Source organism: Pseudomonas fluvialis (genome assembly GCF_014207935.1).
Classification (GTDB): Bacteria; Pseudomonadota; Gammaproteobacteria; order Pseudomonadales; family Pseudomonadaceae; genus Aquipseudomonas; species Aquipseudomonas fluvialis_A.
Window position 1 is genome coordinate 85635 of the sequence record NZ_JACHLL010000002.1, and the last position, 15558, is coordinate 101192.

At 62.5% G+C, this 15558-nt stretch carries 12 protein-coding genes; 3 read left to right on the forward strand and 9 right to left on the reverse strand.

The features are described from left to right. Positions 1-36 precede the first annotated feature (36 nt). Together fadA and fadB are read right to left on the reverse strand one after the other, a co-directional pair. Positions 37-1212, reverse strand: coding sequence for an acetyl-CoA C-acyltransferase FadA (gene fadA / locus HNP49_RS05455; RefSeq protein ID WP_184681334.1), 1176 nt, complete (start codon positions 1210-1212; stop codon positions 37-39). Positions 1213-1242: 30 nt separating this feature from the next. Then, entirely contained in the window at positions 1243-3390 is a 2148-nt protein-coding gene (fadB, locus tag HNP49_RS05460) for a fatty acid oxidation complex subunit alpha FadB (RefSeq protein WP_184681335.1), read from the reverse strand. Between the two features lie 460 nt (positions 3391-3850). Here fadB and HNP49_RS05465 point away from each other — a divergent pair, with 460 nt between their 5' ends. After that, positions 3851-4669, forward strand: a complete 819-nt coding sequence (locus HNP49_RS05465; protein ID WP_184681336.1) for a hypothetical protein — start codon at positions 3851-3853, stop codon at positions 4667-4669. 36 nt (positions 4670-4705) lie between these two features. Here the strand turns inward: HNP49_RS05465 and HNP49_RS05470 are convergent, their stop codons facing one another. Beyond that, on the reverse strand, positions 4706-5146 hold the full coding sequence (locus tag HNP49_RS05470) for a hypothetical protein (RefSeq protein WP_184681337.1): 441 nt from the start codon (positions 5144-5146) through the stop codon (positions 4706-4708). A gap of 62 nt (positions 5147-5208) precedes the next feature. Between HNP49_RS05470 and HNP49_RS05475 the strand changes: the two genes are divergently transcribed. After that, positions 5209-5649, forward strand: a complete 441-nt coding sequence (locus HNP49_RS05475) for a universal stress protein (RefSeq protein ID WP_184681338.1) — start codon at positions 5209-5211, stop codon at positions 5647-5649. 7 nt (positions 5650-5656) lie between these two features. Here the strand turns inward: HNP49_RS05475 and HNP49_RS05480 are convergent, their stop codons facing one another. Together HNP49_RS05480 and HNP49_RS05485 are read right to left on the reverse strand one after the other, a co-directional pair. Further along, positions 5657-6352, reverse strand: coding sequence for a DUF6901 family protein (locus HNP49_RS05480; protein WP_184681339.1), 696 nt, complete (start codon positions 6350-6352; stop codon positions 5657-5659). Between the two features lie 32 nt (positions 6353-6384). Beyond that, positions 6385-8295, reverse strand: coding sequence for an ATP-binding cassette domain-containing protein (locus HNP49_RS05485; protein WP_184681340.1), 1911 nt, complete (start codon positions 8293-8295; stop codon positions 6385-6387). 177 nt (positions 8296-8472) lie between these two features. On the opposite strand from HNP49_RS05485, the gene HNP49_RS05490 reads away from it, so the two are divergent. Continuing rightward, positions 8473-10398: a transglycosylase SLT domain-containing protein gene (locus HNP49_RS05490; RefSeq protein ID WP_184681341.1), complete on the forward strand. Its 1926-nt coding sequence runs from the start codon at positions 8473-8475 to the stop codon at positions 10396-10398. Positions 10399-10450: 52 nt separating this feature from the next. Here the strand turns inward: HNP49_RS05490 and HNP49_RS05495 are convergent, their stop codons facing one another. The 4 genes from HNP49_RS05495 to HNP49_RS05510 form a co-directional block, all read right to left on the reverse strand. After that, positions 10451-11257 carry an MOSC domain-containing protein gene (locus HNP49_RS05495; RefSeq protein WP_184681343.1) on the reverse strand — a complete coding sequence of 269 codons (807 nt, stop codon included), beginning with the start codon at positions 11255-11257 and terminating at the stop codon, positions 10451-10453. Between the two features lie 64 nt (positions 11258-11321). After that, on the reverse strand, positions 11322-12263 hold the full coding sequence (locus HNP49_RS05500) for a chemotaxis protein (RefSeq protein ID WP_184681345.1): 942 nt from the start codon (positions 12261-12263) through the stop codon (positions 11322-11324). 133 nt (positions 12264-12396) lie between these two features. Next, on the reverse strand, positions 12397-13956 hold the full coding sequence (locus HNP49_RS05505; RefSeq protein ID WP_184681347.1) for an FGGY-family carbohydrate kinase: 1560 nt from the start codon (positions 13954-13956) through the stop codon (positions 12397-12399). Continuing rightward, positions 13953-15557, reverse strand: coding sequence for a glycerol-3-phosphate dehydrogenase/oxidase (locus HNP49_RS05510; protein WP_184681349.1), 1605 nt, complete (start codon positions 15555-15557; stop codon positions 13953-13955). The genes HNP49_RS05505 and HNP49_RS05510 overlap by 4 nt, the downstream gene beginning before the upstream one ends. Position 15558 lies beyond the last annotated feature (1 nt).

Genomic DNA, 15558 nt, shown 5'->3' on the forward strand with positions numbered 1-15558 from the left:
CCGGGGCATAGCCCCGGCTTTTTCATCTCGGATCGCTTAGACGCGTTCGAAGACGGTAGTGATGCCTTGGCCGAGACCAATACACATGGTGGAGACACCCAGGGTGCCGCCATTCTGCTTCATCACGTTCAACAGGGTGCCGGAGATACGCGCACCGGAGCAACCGAACGGGTGGCCCAGGGCGATCGCGCCGCCGTGCAGGTTGACCTTCTGCTCCATCTTGTCGAGGAGTTTCAGGTCTTTCAGCACCGGCAGAGCCTGAGCGGCAAAGGCTTCGTTGAGTTCAACGAAGTCGATGTCGTCGATGGTCAGGCCAGCACGCTTGAGGGCTTTCTGAGTGGACGGTACCGGACCGTAACCCATGATCGCCGGATCGACACCGGCCAGAGCCATGGCACGTACCACGCCCAGCGGCTCGATACCGAGGTCCTTGGCGCGCTGCGCGGACATGACGATCATGCAGGAAGCACCGTCGGTGATCTGCGAGGAAGTACCTGCAGTCACGGTGCCGCCTTTCGGGTTGAACGCCGGCTTCAGGGCAGCCAGGCTTTCCAGGGTGGTTTCCGGACGAATGGTTTCGTCGAAATCGAACACCTTCAGGAAGCCATTCTCGTCGTAGCCTTGCATCGGGATGATTTCATCCTTGAACTTGCCTTCGACGGTAGCCTTGTGTGCCAGACGGTGAGAACGCTCACCGAAGGCATCCTGCTGCTCACGGCTGATGCCGTGCATTTTGCCGAGCATTTCAGCGGTCAGACCCATCATGCCCGACGCCTTGGCGGCGTACAGGGACATGTGCGGGTTCGGATCGACGCCGTGCATCATGCTGACGTGGCCCATGTGCTCCACACCGCCGATGACGAACACGTCACCGTTGCCGGTCTGGATCGCCTGCACGGCAGTGTGCAGAGCGGACATGGAGGAACCGCACAGGCGGCTCACGGTCTGGCCGGCACTGGTGTGCGGGATCTGGGTCATCAGCGACGCCATGCGCGCGATGTTCCAGCCCTGCTCCAGAGTCTGGTTCACACAGCCCCAGATCACGTCCTCGACTTCCGCCGGGTCGATCTTCGGGTTGCGCGCCAGCAGGCCGCTGATCAGGTGTGCCGACATGTTCTCGGCACGGGTATTACGGTGCATGCCACCCTTGGAACGACCCATCGGGGTACGACCGAAGTCGACAATGACTGCATCTCTCGGATTCAGGCTCATAAATTCACTCTCGCTCTAAATCGTTCGCGATTAACCGAAGAACTTCTGGCCGTTTTTGGCCATCTCACGCAGCTTCTCGGTCGGGGTGTACAGCGCGCCCAGGTCGGCATACTTGTCGGCCAGGGCAACGAACTCGGCCACACCGATAGAATCGATGTAACGCAGTGCACCACCACGGAAGGGAGGGAAGCCGATGCCGTAGATCAGGCCCATGTCGGCCTCAGCTGCGGTTTCGACGATGCCATCTTCCAGGCAACGAACGGTTTCCAGGCACAGCGGGATCATCATCCAGTTGATGATGTCTTCGTCGGTGACTTCACGCTGTTCGTACACGATCGGCGCGAGGACTTCCTGAACGCTGGCATCGACGACTTTCTTCGGCTTGCCGCGCTTGTCCATCTCGTAGGCGTAGAAGCCCTTGCCGTTCTTCTGACCGAGGCGATTGGCTTCGTACAGAGCGTCAACGGCGGAGCGACGGTCGTCCTTCATGCGATCAGGGAAGCCATCGGCCATCACGTCACGGCCATGGTGGCCGGTGTCGATGCCGACAACGTCCATCAGGTAAGCCGGGCCCATCGGCCAGCCGAACTTCTCCATCACCTTGTCGATGCGAACAAAGTCGACACCGGCGCTGACCAGCTTGGCGAAGCCACCGAAGTACGGGAACAGTACGCGATTGACCAGGAAGCCCGGGCAGTCGTTGACCACAACCGGGGTCTTGCCCATCTTCTTGGCGTAGGCAACAGTGGTGGCAACGGCCACTTCGCTGGACTTCTCGCCACGGATGACCTCAACCAGCGGCATCATGTGTACCGGGTTGAAGAAGTGCATGCCGACGAAGTTTTCCGGACGCTTGAGCGCCTGGGCCAGCAAGTTGATGGAGATGGTCGAGGTGTTGGAAGCGAGGATCGCATCCTCACGCACCACACCTTCAACTTCAGCCAGAACGATCTGCTTGACCTTCGGATTCTCGACCACGGCCTCGACGACGATGTCGACGTTACCGAAATCACCGTAGGACATGGTCGGACGAATGGCGTTCAGCGCTTCGGCCATCTTGGCCGGAGCCATGCGGCCCTTGGCAACGCGGTTGCCGAGCAGCTTGGAAGCCTCGTTCAGACCCATCTGGATACCCTCTTCGCGGATATCCTTCATCAGGATCGGAGTGCCCTTGGACGCGGACTGGTAGGCGATACCGCCACCCATGATGCCGGCGCCCAGTACGGCAGCCAGTTTCACGTCCTTGGCCACTTCGTCGAAGCCTTTGGCCTTCTTCTTCAGTTCCTGGTCATTCAGGAACAGACCGATCAGACTGGCAGCAACCGAGGTCTTGGCCAGCTTGACGAAACCAGCGGCTTCCACTTCCAGCGCCTTGTCGCGACCGAAGTTGGAGGCTTTCTGGATGGTCTTGATGGCTTCAACCGGCGCCGGGTAGTTCGGGCCGGCCTGGCCAGCAACGAAGCCCTTGGCAGTCTCGAAGCTCATCATCTGCTCGATGGCATTGAGCTTGAGCTTTTCCAGTTTCGGCTGACGCTTGGCCTTGTAGTCCAGCTCACCGGAGATGGCGCGCTTGACCAGATCCAGGGCTGCTTCCTGCAGTTTGGCCGGAGCCACGACTGCATCGACAGCACCAACTTTCAGTGCGTCGACAGCCTTGTTTTCCTTGCCGCCGCAGATCCACTCGATGGCGTTATCGTTACCGATGACGCGCGGCAGACGCACGGTGCCGCCGAAGCCCGGGTAGATACCCAGCTTGACTTCCGGCAGGCCTACCTTGGCGGTTTCGCTCATTACGCGATAGTCACCGGCCAGGCACATTTCAAAACCGCCGCCCAGCGCGATGCCGTTGATGGCGACCACGGTCGGAACGGACAGGTCTTCGAAGTCACTGAAGATCTTGTTGGCTTCGAGGTTGCCAGCGATCAACTCTTCGTCGGACAGTTTGAAGTTGTCGACGAATTCGGTGATGTCGGCGCCGACGATGAACACGTCTTTGCCGCTGGTCACGATCACGCCCTTGACAGAAGCATCGGCCTTGACGGCATCGACAGCCTGGCGCAGCTCGTTGAGGGTGAGGCGGTTGAACTTGTTGACGGACTCACCCTTGAGGTCGAACTTCAGTTCGACGATACCGCTCTCAAGAGCCTTAACCGTGATGGCTTTACCTTCGTAAATCATCAACTGATCTCCACGCAATGGAAGCTGAACTGTACACATCGGACGCCGGAGGAGGCTTCCTCACGGCGCAAGCCGTCTAGGATAGCCCCAAAACCAGCCAGCACACCCGCCGACGCGATATTCGGGAACGTGAGGAACAGGCAAACGCCTGATTCATACGCCCGTTTGATTTGGGTGCGCACACCATCGTGCAAAAGCCAGTAATTGTCAATTAGCCAGGCAACCACCGCTTAATCCCTGCAACCAGCCAGATAGGGCCTTCCAGGCTGATTGCCTTTTTCCGCTGACAAAAATTCACAAAACAGATGAATGGTGATTCAGGGACTGGCAAAGATTGCACAAACGTACTCGCAATCCGCTAGCCAAAAGATGGTATGGCAGGTAAATTCCCGGCAAAGAGCCGTTCCGAGCGGCTCGCTACAAAAACAAAAGCAAGCCCGACCGGGCACCGGAGCTGTACATGTCTAGCCGTCTGACCTCCCTTCTGCTCAGCAGCCTGCTGATGCTTCCCCTTTCCTTTAGCGCCCACGCCGGCGAGCCCAGCCAGGACCTGATCACCCTTCATCACCTGCGCCTGGCTGCTCAGAAGACCCTCAGCGACTTCTTCATGTTCAACGGCATGGAGGGCGACCAGCGTTACGCCAAACAGATCAAAGCATCGGAAGAACAGGTAAGTGTGGCGCTTCAACAACTTCAGGATCTTTCCGGCGAAGGCTCTAAAGCCCTGCACAACCAGCTGCAACAACAATGGCAGGCTTATCAGGAAGAACTAAAAGCCCTGATCACAGCCCTGGAAACCGAAGGCTTTACCGACCTGCAGCCGATCGCCGACTTGGCAAAACGGAACCAGCAGCTCCTGGTCTTGAGCGGAGAGCTGTACGGCAAGATCCAACAGGAAAGCAGCACCAGCGTACCGCCACTGACCGAACGCAGCCGCGAGCTGGGACTGTTGATGCAGTCCATCTCGGTCAACTATGCCTCACGCAACGCATCGGTCGGCGGCACATTTATTGGTGGCAGTGGCGGTGAGGATGAAAAACCGATTGATGAACTGGCCAATGACTTCCAGAAGCGCCTCTCTGAGCTCAAAGCCTCGCCACGCAATACAGCGGAAATCAAGGCGAGCCTGCAAAGCGTGCAGACCAAGTGGAACTACATCGAGAAATCGCTGAAGAACTACAACGAAAACAGCGTGCCCTTCCTGATCAGCAAGTATTCCGAACAGATCATCAGCGGCCTGGAAAAAACTTCCGAGCTTTACGCTGCCGGTAAGCTTTAAACCCTACAGCGCGGACGCCACTGCGGCGTCCGCCGCTCATAGGCGTGCCAACTGCTGCATGACTTCCACCACCGCCTTCAGCTCCTCCTCGCCGCCCCGCTCCCCCCAGTACAGCGCCAGCATCTGCTTGTTCGCGTCGACCTGATAGACATCCGCCGGCAAGCGCCGCAACAGCTGCAGCAAGGGTTCTTCTGCACAGGGCTCACGCCAGCGGTTATGCCACTCCCCCGGGGCCACCTGCCAGAAGCTCCAGTCGCCACGACTGGCCAGGCGCTGGCGGTGATATTGCGGACAGGCTGCTGGCGGCTCCGGTTGCATCCAGTGCGGCCACTCCGGCCGCGCCATCTGCATGCCCAGTCCCATGCGCCGCGCGGCCAGGCGCACATCCATCTGTCCACGTTGACGCCGGGACGGCACAATCCACACCAGCGGACTGAAGGCCGCGGCCAGCAACAGCACGACAATCCATGCATTCATGGACAGAACCTCTCAAACAAGCGCCATACTCAAATAATGGCTAAACGGAACAGGAGTTTGTCATGGTCTACCAGCACGTACTGATTGCCGTCGATCTCAGCGAGGAATGCCACCCGGTGCTGCAACGCGCCATCGAGCTGGCCAGTCGCGATGGCGCCCGAGTTTCCCTGATCCATGTGATCGAGCCCATGGCCATGGCCTTTGGCGGCGATGTCCCGATGGATCTATCGATACTCCAGCAACAGCAGCAACAGCAGGCCCAGCAGCGCCTGGACAACTTTGCCCGGCAGTACCCACAACTGACGCCGGACAACTGCCACCTGGGCTTTGGACAGCCACGCCAGGAAATCCATCAGTTGGCCAGCGAACAGCAGTGCGACCTGATCGTCGTCGGCAGCCATGGCCGTCACGGTCTGGCCCTGCTGCTGGGCTCAACCGCCAACGACCTGCTGCATGGCGCTCCCTGCGACGTACTGGCGGTGCGCCTGAAAAAGCCGGCCTGATACCGGCTTAGGCGCCAAACTCCAGCGAATCACCGGCACTCATGACCATCGGCCTGATCTTCTGCAGCTGGGTTTCCAGCGAGTAGCTCAGGCTCGAGGCCATGGAAAAGAAGCTGAGGAAGGCCTTGAGGTTGGAGTCGCCTTCACAGGTATCGAGGATGCGCTGCCAGAAGGCCTGATTGACCAGCTGCAGCTGCTGATACAGACGCACCAGCCCCTTGAGATCCCAGTCGGCCAAGCGGCCTTCGCGGTAGTTGAAGTACTGCCTGGTCAGGTACTGCGATACCGCCCGCTGAATGAACTCCGACTGGCTGGCGAACGGCAGATGCTGCTGCGCCATCGGCCGCAGACGCCCCAGCAGCGGGCAGGCACTGGTGGCCATGATCACACCAAGCAGGGAACGCAAGCCCTCTTCCAGTCCCACCCGCTTGTAATACTGGCGTTCGGGTGTGAGCACGGTGATATCGGCTTTCTGCACGGCTGGCAGGCCGCGGAAGTCCTCGATCACCTGGAACAGATCAACCGCCGCAGGGCAGTGGCTGCAAGTTTCCTTCTTCAGCGGACAGTTGCTGCACTGGTTGAACTCCAGGCGCGTCCACTTCGGGGCCTGCTCGGCCCGTGCGGTGTCATAGCCACGATCCAGCTCGATCTGATAATCGAACTGGTGGCTGTCATCGACAATGATCCGGTACTCAATCGCCATGGCATCTCCGGCTTAGGCTGGGGTTATTGTTGTCAGGCTTCCAACTCGGTCCAGCGCTCCAGCAAGGCATCCAGCTCCTGCTGCAGGGTGGACAAACGTTCCAGCGCGATACGGCTGTATTCGGCCGGGCGCTGATAGAAATTCGGTTCGGCGACTTCGCTCTGCAGCGCCGCCAGCTCGACCTCCAGGGCTTCGATCTGCGCGGGCAGGGCCTCCAGCTCGCGCTGTTCCTTGTAGCTCAGTTTCTTGCGCGGCGGCGCCTCCTGCGGCGTTTTGCTGACAGGCGTCACATCGACCTTGGCCGCAGCCGCCGGAGCACGGGAATCGTCGCCACCCACACCCAGGGTTTTCAGAGAGCCGCCCTGGCGCAACCAGTCCTGGTAGCCGCCGACGAACTCGCGCACCACACCCTGCCCCTCGAAGACCAGGGTACTGGTCACCACATTGTCGAGGAAGGCCCGGTCGTGACTGACGATCAGCACGGTGCCAGGGAAGCCATCGAGCACTTCTTCCAGCAATTCGAGGGTTTCCACATCCAGGTCGTTGGTCGGTTCATCCAGTACCAGCAGGTTGGCCGGCTTGCTGAACAGCTTGGCCAGCAATAGACGTGCCCGCTCGCCACCGGACAATGCCGAGACCGGTGTGCGGGCGCGCTGTGGGCTGAACAGGAAGTCGCCCAGGTAGCTCAGTACATGGCGATTCTGGCCATCGATGGTGATGAAGTCGCGACCCTCGGAAAGGTTGTCGATCACCGTCTTGTCCAGCTCCAGCTGGTGACGCAACTGGTCGAAATACGCCACTTCCAGCTTGGTGCCGATCTCGATCCTGCCCGAGGTCGGCTGCAGATCACCCAGCAGAAGCTTGAGCAGGGTCGTCTTGCCACTGCCGTTGGCGCCGAGCAGGCCGATACGATCGCCACGCTGCAGGACCATGGAGAAATCCTTGAGCAGTACCGCGCCACCGGCATGGGCGAAGCTGATGTGCTCGGCGACTATGACCTGTTTGCCGGACTTGTCCGCTGTTTCCAGCTGGAAGCTGGCCTTGCCCTGACGCTCGCGGCGCTCGGCACGCTCGGCGCGCATGGCCTTGAGGGCGCGCACGCGACCTTCGTTGCGGGTACGGCGGGCCTTGATGCCCTGACGAATCCACACTTCTTCCTGGGCCAGGCGCTTGTCGAACAGCGCATTGGCGGTTTCTTCCGCCGCCAGTTGCTCTTCCTTGTGCACCAGGAAACTTGCGTAATCACCGTTCCAGTCGATCAGATGGCCACGATCGAGCTCGAGAATACGCGTCGCCAGATTCTGCAGGAAGGCACGGTCGTGGGTGATGAACAGTACGGCACCGTTGAATCCCAGCAGCGCTTCTTCCAGCCAGGCAATGGCGCCGATATCCAGGTGGTTGGTCGGTTCGTCCAGCAGCAGCAGATCCGGCTCGGCCACCAGGGCCTGCGCCAGCAGCACCCGGCGGCGCCAGCCACCGGACAGCTCGGCCAGGGTCTTGTCGGCCGGCAGTTGCAGGCGACTGATGGTGCTGTCCACCAACTGCTGCAAGCGCCAGCCGTCACGGGCTTCCAGCGCCTGCTGGACCTGGGTCAGGCGCTCCAGCTCGGCGTCGCCCAGATCGTGCTGAACCAGGTGATGGTATTCGGCCAGCAGCGCCCCCACCTCGGCCAGGCCCTCGGCGACCACATCGAACACCGTGCGCTCGTCGGCACGCGGCAGCTCCTGGGGCAGCTCGCCGATTTTCAGGCCGGGCGCCCGCCAGATTTCGCCGTCGTCCAGCGCCTGGGTACCGCGCACCAGCTTGAGCATGCTCGACTTACCAGTACCGTTACGCCCGATGATGCACACCCGCTCGCCCCGGGCGATCTGCCAGGACACCCCATCCAGCAGCGGCGTACTGCCATAGGCCAGGGATACATCGCTGAATTTGAGCAGGGTCATGAGGTGCCTCCAGTCGCAGGGCGCGCATTCTAACGGTTGCCACTGGGTCAATGCTGGCCTTTTTTCATCATATGCTGGCACATCTGCGAGCGCGTTCACGCAAGCCCGGCAAACCGTTAAGCTAGGCGCCTTTTGCGGGGTGCCGAGCACCTCCCCTGACCTTTTTATGGATGAGTGATGCGCGGTCCCCTGCTTTCCCTGCTCTGCGGCCTACTCTGCCCCCTGCTGGCCCTCAATGCCCAAGCGGCCAGTCTGCAACAGCAACGGCTGTACTACGACGAAGCCAAACGCGCCCTGAGCAAGGGCGATGCCGGCCCTTACCAGCGTTACGCCAGCGCCCTGCAGGACTATCCGCTGGAGCCCTACCTGGCCTACGACGAGCTGACCCACCGGTTGAAGTGGGCCAGCAACGACGAGATCGAAACATTTATCGCCGACCACGGCGATCTGCCGCAGATCGGCTGGATGAAACTGCGCTGGCTGCGCTGGCTGGCCGAACGCGGTGACTGGCAGACCTTCATCAACTATTACGATCCCAAGCTCAACTTCACCGAGCTGGACTGCCTCTACGGGCAGTACCTGTTCAAGCACGGCATGCTCAAGGAAGGCCAGGCCCAGGCGGAGAAACTCTACCTGGTCGGCAAGTCCCAGCCAGAAGCCTGCGACGTCCTGTTCGGCCTGTGGCGCGAACACGGCGGAGTCAATGAACAGCAGCGCTGGCAACGCGCCAAGCTGGCCGCCGAAGCACGCAATTACGGCCTGGCCAGCTTCCTCGTCAAGGGCCTGCCGACTCTCGGCAAGCAGGGCGAGATGCTCCTGCAGGCAGCGCAGAACCCCAACCTGCTCAGTCAGCCCTCACGCTTCGTTCCGGCCGACCGCGCCATGGCCGACGCCGTTGGCCTGGGCCTGCGTCGCCTGGCCCGCCAGGACCCGGAAAAAGCCCTCGGTCTGCTCGACCTGTATGCCCGGCAGATGGCCTTCTCCAGTGACGAGAAAGTCGCCATCGCCCGCGAAATCGGCCTGACCCTGGCGCGCCGCTTCGACGCCCGTGCCCTCAAGGTCATGGCCCAGTACGATCCGGAGCTACGCGACAACACCGTCACCGAATGGCGTACCCGTCTGCTGCTGCGCCTCGGCCGCTGGGACGAGGCCTACCAGCTGACCCGTCAGTTGCCGGAAGACCTGGCCAACACAACACGCTGGCGCTACTGGCAGGCCCGCAGCCTGCAACTGGCCCAGCCACAGAGCCAGCAACCGCTGCTGGGCTACCAGCCGCTGGCGCGGGAACGCGACTACTACGGATTCCTCGCCGCCGACCGTATCCAGGCGCCCTACAGCCTCAACCACAAACCACTGCCACTGGACCCGCGCCTGCTGCAGAAGGTGCGCAACACCGCCGGCATCCGCCGCGCCATGGAATTTCACAACCGAGGCCTGATCGCCGATGGCCGCCGCGAGTGGTACCACGTCAGCCGTCTGTTCAGTCGCGACGAGATGGTCGCTCAGGCCAAGCTCGCCTATGACATGCAGTGGTACTTCCCGGCCATCCGCACCATCAGCCAGGCGCAGTACTGGGACGACCTGGATATCCGTTTCCCCATGGCCCACCGCGACAGCATGGTTCGCGAGGCCCGCCTGCGTGGCCTGCATTCGAGCTGGGTGTTCGCCATCACCCGTCAGGAAAGCGCGTTCATGAACGATGCCCGCTCCGGCGTCGGCGCCATGGGCCTGATGCAGCTGATGCCGGCCACCGCCAAGGAAACCGCCAAGCGCTACGGCATTCCGCTGGCCAACCCGCAGCTGGCCTACCAGCCGGACATCAACATCCAGCTCGGTGCCGCCTACCTCAACCAGGTGCTCGGCCAGTTCAACGGCAACCGCGTGCTCGCCTCGGCCGCCTACAACGCCGGCCCCGGCCGCGTGCGACAGTGGCTGAAGGACGCCAAGCACCTGTCCTTCGACGTCTGGGTGGAAACCATCCCCTTCGACGAGACACGCCAGTACGTGCAGAACGTGCTGTCCTACGCGGTGATCTACGGTAAGAAGCTCAATGCGCCGCAACCGCTGGTGGACTGGCACGAGCGTTTCTTCGACGCGCAATGAGCCAATGAACCAATGAACAAGGGCGCCATCCGGCGCCCTTGTTCATTCTGTTTCAGTCGAGAATCTCGACGGCCTGTCCCAGGCGCAGCTCACCGCAACCACGCGGCAGCACGTTCTGGCCGAAGTACACCTCGCCTTCGCGCTCGCGGTAGGTCTTGAGCGTCGTCAGCGGCTCACGGTCGGCGCTGCGCTCGCCGGTGTGCGGGTCCAGGGTGGTGAGAATGCAGCGCGAGCAGCCCTTGACCAGCTCGAACTCAAGACCGCCGATACGGATGCGCCGCCACTGGTCCTCGGCATAGGGCTCACAGCCCGTCACCACCAGATTAGGGCGAAAGCGCAACATCTCCAAAGGCCGCCCCACGCGTGTGGACAGATCGCCCAGCGAGGCCTGACTGATCAGCAGCAAGGGAAAGCCATCGGCAAAGCCCACCCGATCGGCGGGCTGCGCATACTGCTGGTCGACCTGCCGCGCCAGCGCCTCGGGCACCTGCACCAGACGACAGGGCTGACCGATTACCTGCTGCAACCACTGCGCGGCCTCATCACCGGCATCCGGCACCTCAAGGCTGTCGCGCCAGACCGTCACTGTGCGCCGCACCGCCTCGCTGCCGGGCACCGTGACCAGCAGCTCGGCCAACCCGGGCGCCTGCAGGCGCAGCGAGCCGTCGACCTGCCACAGGGCACTGATCCGACCGATGGCCGGCAACGCCCGCTGCGTGAGGAAACGGCCGCTGGCGACATCCACCAGCATCCAGCGTCGGTCGCCGATCAGGCCCTGGGCACCGACAAAGCTTTGCGACAGCACTTCGGCAGCCGCCGACTTGAGCGGGTAACGGTACAGCGCAGCAAGGCTCAGCATGGCTGGCTCCAGAATGACAAAAGGCGCTTATAAAGCGCCTTTGTCTCTGGCTCAAGCCTGATGTTCAGATCTTGCCCTGATCTTCCAGCATCTGCAGACGTTTGCGCACGGTATCCACCAGCTTGTCGGGCTGGAACTTGGAGAGGAAATCATCGCAGCCGACCTTCTTCACCATGGCCTCGTTGAAGCTGCCCGATAGCGAGGTATGCAGCACCACATACAGATCCTGCAGACGCGGGTCGTTGCGAATCTCGGTGGTCAGGCGATAACCGTCCATCTCCGGCATTTCGGCATCGGTGATCACCATCAGCAGCTTGTTCGGTACATCGGCATTCGAGTCGGCCCACAGCTTCAGCAGTTTCAGTGCCTTGAGCCCGTCGCCGGCCGAATGAGTACGGATATCCAGCTGGGCCATGGTCTCGCGCAGCTGGTTCATGGCCACGCCCGAGTCATCCACTAGCAGCACCTCGCGCCCGCGCGCCTTGGCCAGCAACGGGTCTTCCAGCTTGCTGGCCGACACCTTGCTGCTCATCGGCACGATTTCCGAGAGCACCTTCTCGACATCGATGATCTCGACGATCTGATCGTCGACCTTGGTGATCGCCGTCAGGTAATGCGCACGGCCGGCACCACCGGGCGGCGGCAGGATGGATTCCCAGTTGAGGTTGAGGATGCGGTCCACACCGCCGACCAGGAAGGCCTGCACCGAGCGGTTGTACTCGGTGACGATGATGGTGCTCTTGTCGCTGGGGGTCAGCGGACGCATGCCGATCGCCTGGGACAGGTCGATCACCGGCAGCGTCTGGCCACGCAGGTTGACCACCCCGCAGACCACCGGATTGCGCTGGGGAATCAGGGTCAGCTTGGGCAGGTGCAGCACTTCCTGCACCTTGAACACGTTGATGGCGAAGAGCTGCCGCCCGCTGAGGCGGAACATCAGGATTTCCAGGCGATTCTCGCCGACCAGTTGGGTTCGCTGATCGACAGTATCCAGAATGCCAGCCATTGAGGGCTCCTCACGAGTCACGCTACTGCAGATTGACCAAATAGATTGACCAAGTTATCGGCTGGCACAGGCGCAGCTTAAGCACCGCGCGCAGCTTATTAGTCCAGTGTAGCTGGCAACGGAAAATCCGCCCTCAGGCCGGGTAGCCGGTGATCTCGCGAATACTGCTGTAAAGCGGCTTGAGCTGCTGGTACATGCGCTGGTAGACCTCGTGATACAGACGCTCATACACCTGTTGCGCCTGCGGATTGGGCTCGAAGACCCGTCCCACTCGGGTCATGGCGGCAATCGCCGTGGGGAAATCGGCATGCAGACCCAGTCCCACCGCGCAGTCGATGGCCGCACCAAGCCCGGACGTCTCGTAAAGATGCGGACGCTCGGCCGGCAGGCCGAAGATATCCGCCGTTAGCTGCATCGCCGCATCGCTCTGCGAGCCGCCACCGGAAACGCGCAAACGTCGGATCGGTGTGCCCGAGCGCTTCTCGATCTTTTCCTTACCCTGACGCAGAGCGTATGCAAGGCCCTCGAGGATGGCGCGATAGAGGTGGGCACGGGTGTGCACATCCCCGAAACCGATGATCGAGCCCTTGGCTTCCAGCCCCGGCTCACGGATACCCGGCGACCAGTAGGGCTGCAGCATCAGCCCCATCGAGCCGGGCGGCACGCTGTTGACTAGTTCGTCGAACAGGGTTTCCGCCGCCACGCCCAGCTCCAGACCACGCTGGCGCTCGGCATAGCCGAACTGCTCCTTGAACCAGCTGACCATCCAGAAGCCCCGGAAGATCATGACTTCGGTGTTGTAGTGATCGGGGATCGCCGCCGGGTAAGGCGGAATCAGCGGAATGGTTTCCAGGTACTGGGCACGGGTGGTGTTGATGGTCGCCGTGGTGCCATAGGACAGACAGGCCACACTGGGATCGACACCACCGGCACCGATCACTTCGCAGGCCTTGTCCGAGGCAGCGGCTATGAGTGGCAGGCCCTGCGGGATGCCGGTGTGCCGGCTGGCTTCGGCGGTGATGCAGCCCAACTGCTCGCCTGGCTTGACCAGCTCGGGCAGCATCGAAGGCTCGACCGGCATGGCCTGCCACTTCCAGTCGCTGGGTTTGGCCCAGCACAGGCGCTTGTAATCGAACGGCAGATAGGCCACGCAACTGCCCACCGAATCGACGAAGCGCCCGCACAGTCGATGGGTCAGAAAGCCCGACAGCAACAGGAACTTGTGGGTACGCGCCCAGATATCCGGCTGCTGCTGGGCAATCCAGTTGGCCTCGGCCTGGGCGCGGAAGTAGTCGATGGTTTCCTCTTCGCGGATCAGCCTGAACAGCCAGCCCCACGGTCCCTTGATCTTGCCCTCGACCTCGGCGCGGCGCTGGTCCAGCCAGAGCATGGCCGGACGCAGCGGCTGGCCCTGCTCATCGACGTTGATCAGCGTGCCGCGCTGGGTAGTCAGCGACACCCCGGCGATCTGCCGGCGGTCGATGTCGACGCTGGCCCACAGCTGCGCGCAGGCATCGCCGAGGCTGCGCCAGTAGTATTCCGGATCCTGTTCGGCCCAGCCGGGATGCTCGGAGTAATAAGGTTCCAGCTCGACCTTGCCCTTGCCCAGCAGATTGCCGGCCAGGTCGAACAGCAAGGCCCGTACGCTCTGGGTGCCGTTGTCGATGGCCAAGAGGTAGCGTTGTTCCGTCACGATGGGCTCCCGGCCGGTGCAGGCAGGCTGTAGCACTGCTGCCACAACTGCAGATAGCGTTGTTGTTGTTCGTCCCACTGCGCATCGCTCCAGCCCAGCCGGGCCTGGCACAGCTCACGCACGCGTGGCAATTCGGCAGCACCACCCTGTGCCAGCAACAGACCCAGACGGGTTCGGCGCAACAGCAGATCATCCAGCGACAACACCAGCTCATGGCTGGCGGCATGGGCCAGCTCGGCCCACAGCGTCTGGGTCGCCCCGACGCACTCAGTACCCACCTGCGCCACACAATCGGCAACGGCAGGCAGCTCTCGCCCGTAACGACCACGCAGGCGGCGCTGCGCGGCGGGCGTAAGCCCGGACAAGGCATACTCTGGCTGGAAGCGGAACACCGCCTGCCCCTGATCGTCCAGCGGCTTGCCGAGCATGCCAGCGCAGGCACGCAGCACTTCCAGCGCCAGCAGGCGGAAGGTAGTCAGCTTGCCGCCGGCCAGGGTCACGCAGCCGGGCTCCTGCCACAGCGCATGCTCGCGTTTCTCATCCGACGGATTCTTGCTCTGCGCACCGTCGCTGACCACCGGGCGCACCCCGGCCCAGGTAGACAGCACATCGTCACGGCCGATGGCTGCGCCGGGAAACTGCTGGGCACAGGCGGCCAGGAGGTAATCCACCTCTGCAGGGCTGATGCTCGCATCCTGATCCAGCGACCCGGCATGATCGAGGTCGGTGGTGCCGATCACCGTGGCGCCTTCCCAGGGGAAGACGAATACCGGCCGGCCATCCTCGGCGTGCATGAAGCTCAGCGCATGCGCCACCGGCAGGCGCCAGGCGGGCAGCAACAGATGACTGCCGCGCAACGGACGGATGTGCTCGGCGGTGTCACGCCGGCGCAGGGCATCGGCCCAGGCGCCAGTGGCCTGGGCTACCACGCCGGCCGTGAAACTGAAGCGCTCGCCCGTCAGGCTGTCCTCGGCCAGCAGTCCGACCACCCTCCCCCCCTCGCGGCGCAACTCGACCACACGCAGGCCATTGAGCGCCTCGCCACCCTCGGCGCGCGCCTCGCCGAGCACGCGCATGACCAGGCGAGCATCGTCGGTCACCGCGTCCTGAAAGCACGTGGCACCGGCCAGGCCCTCTTCCTTCAGCCCCGGCTGCAGGAAGCGCAGTTGCTGCAACGGGTAGTACAGGTGATTGCGCTTGCCGGCCAGGGCGTCGTACAGCGCCAGCAGCCCGCCGAATACCCGCGGCCCGGGAAACTGGCCCTGATAGTGGGGGAACAGGAAACTCAGCGGATCAACCAGCCCCGGCGCCTCATCCAGCAGGCGCTGGCGCTCGCGTACCGAGTCGCGGGTCAGGCCCAGCTGGCCCTTGGCGATGTAGCGCAGACCGCCGTGCACCATCTTCGACGAGCGGCTGGAAGTGCCCCAGGCAAAATCGCGCTGTTCGAGCAACAAGCAGCGCCAGCCCCGGCGTACCGCTTCGCGCAGGATGCCGGCACCGCTGATACCGCCACCGACCACAATCAGGTCCCAGGGCTGCGCTGCCAGTTGCGGCAGTGCGCGCTGGCGCCAGGCGGCATTCCACGCCTCGTGCTGGCTCATG

Excerpts from the sequence above, each read along its gene's own strand:
- fadA (WP_184681334.1), bottom strand. The coding sequence starts at position 1,212 with ATGAGCCTGAATCCGAGAGATGCAGTCATTGTCGACTTCGGTCGTACC.
- fadB (WP_184681335.1), bottom strand. The coding sequence starts at position 3,390 with ATGATTTACGAAGGTAAAGCCATCACGGTTAAGGCTCTTGAGAGCGGT.
- HNP49_RS05465 (WP_184681336.1), top strand. The coding sequence starts at position 3,851 with ATGTCTAGCCGTCTGACCTCCCTTCTGCTCAGCAGCCTGCTGATGCTT.
- HNP49_RS05470 (WP_184681337.1), bottom strand. The coding sequence starts at position 5,146 with ATGAATGCATGGATTGTCGTGCTGTTGCTGGCCGCGGCCTTCAGTCCG.
- HNP49_RS05475 (WP_184681338.1), top strand. The coding sequence starts at position 5,209 with ATGGTCTACCAGCACGTACTGATTGCCGTCGATCTCAGCGAGGAATGC.
- HNP49_RS05480 (WP_184681339.1), bottom strand. The coding sequence starts at position 6,352 with ATGGCGATTGAGTACCGGATCATTGTCGATGACAGCCACCAGTTCGAT.
- HNP49_RS05485 (WP_184681340.1), bottom strand. The coding sequence starts at position 8,295 with ATGACCCTGCTCAAATTCAGCGATGTATCCCTGGCCTATGGCAGTACG.
- HNP49_RS05490 (WP_184681341.1), top strand. The coding sequence starts at position 8,473 with ATGCGCGGTCCCCTGCTTTCCCTGCTCTGCGGCCTACTCTGCCCCCTG.
- HNP49_RS05495 (WP_184681343.1), bottom strand. The coding sequence starts at position 11,257 with ATGCTGAGCCTTGCTGCGCTGTACCGTTACCCGCTCAAGTCGGCGGCT.
- HNP49_RS05500 (WP_184681345.1), bottom strand. The coding sequence starts at position 12,263 with ATGGCTGGCATTCTGGATACTGTCGATCAGCGAACCCAACTGGTCGGC.
- HNP49_RS05510 (WP_184681349.1), bottom strand. The coding sequence starts at position 15,557 with ATGAGCCAGCACGAGGCGTGGAATGCCGCCTGGCGCCAGCGCGCACTG.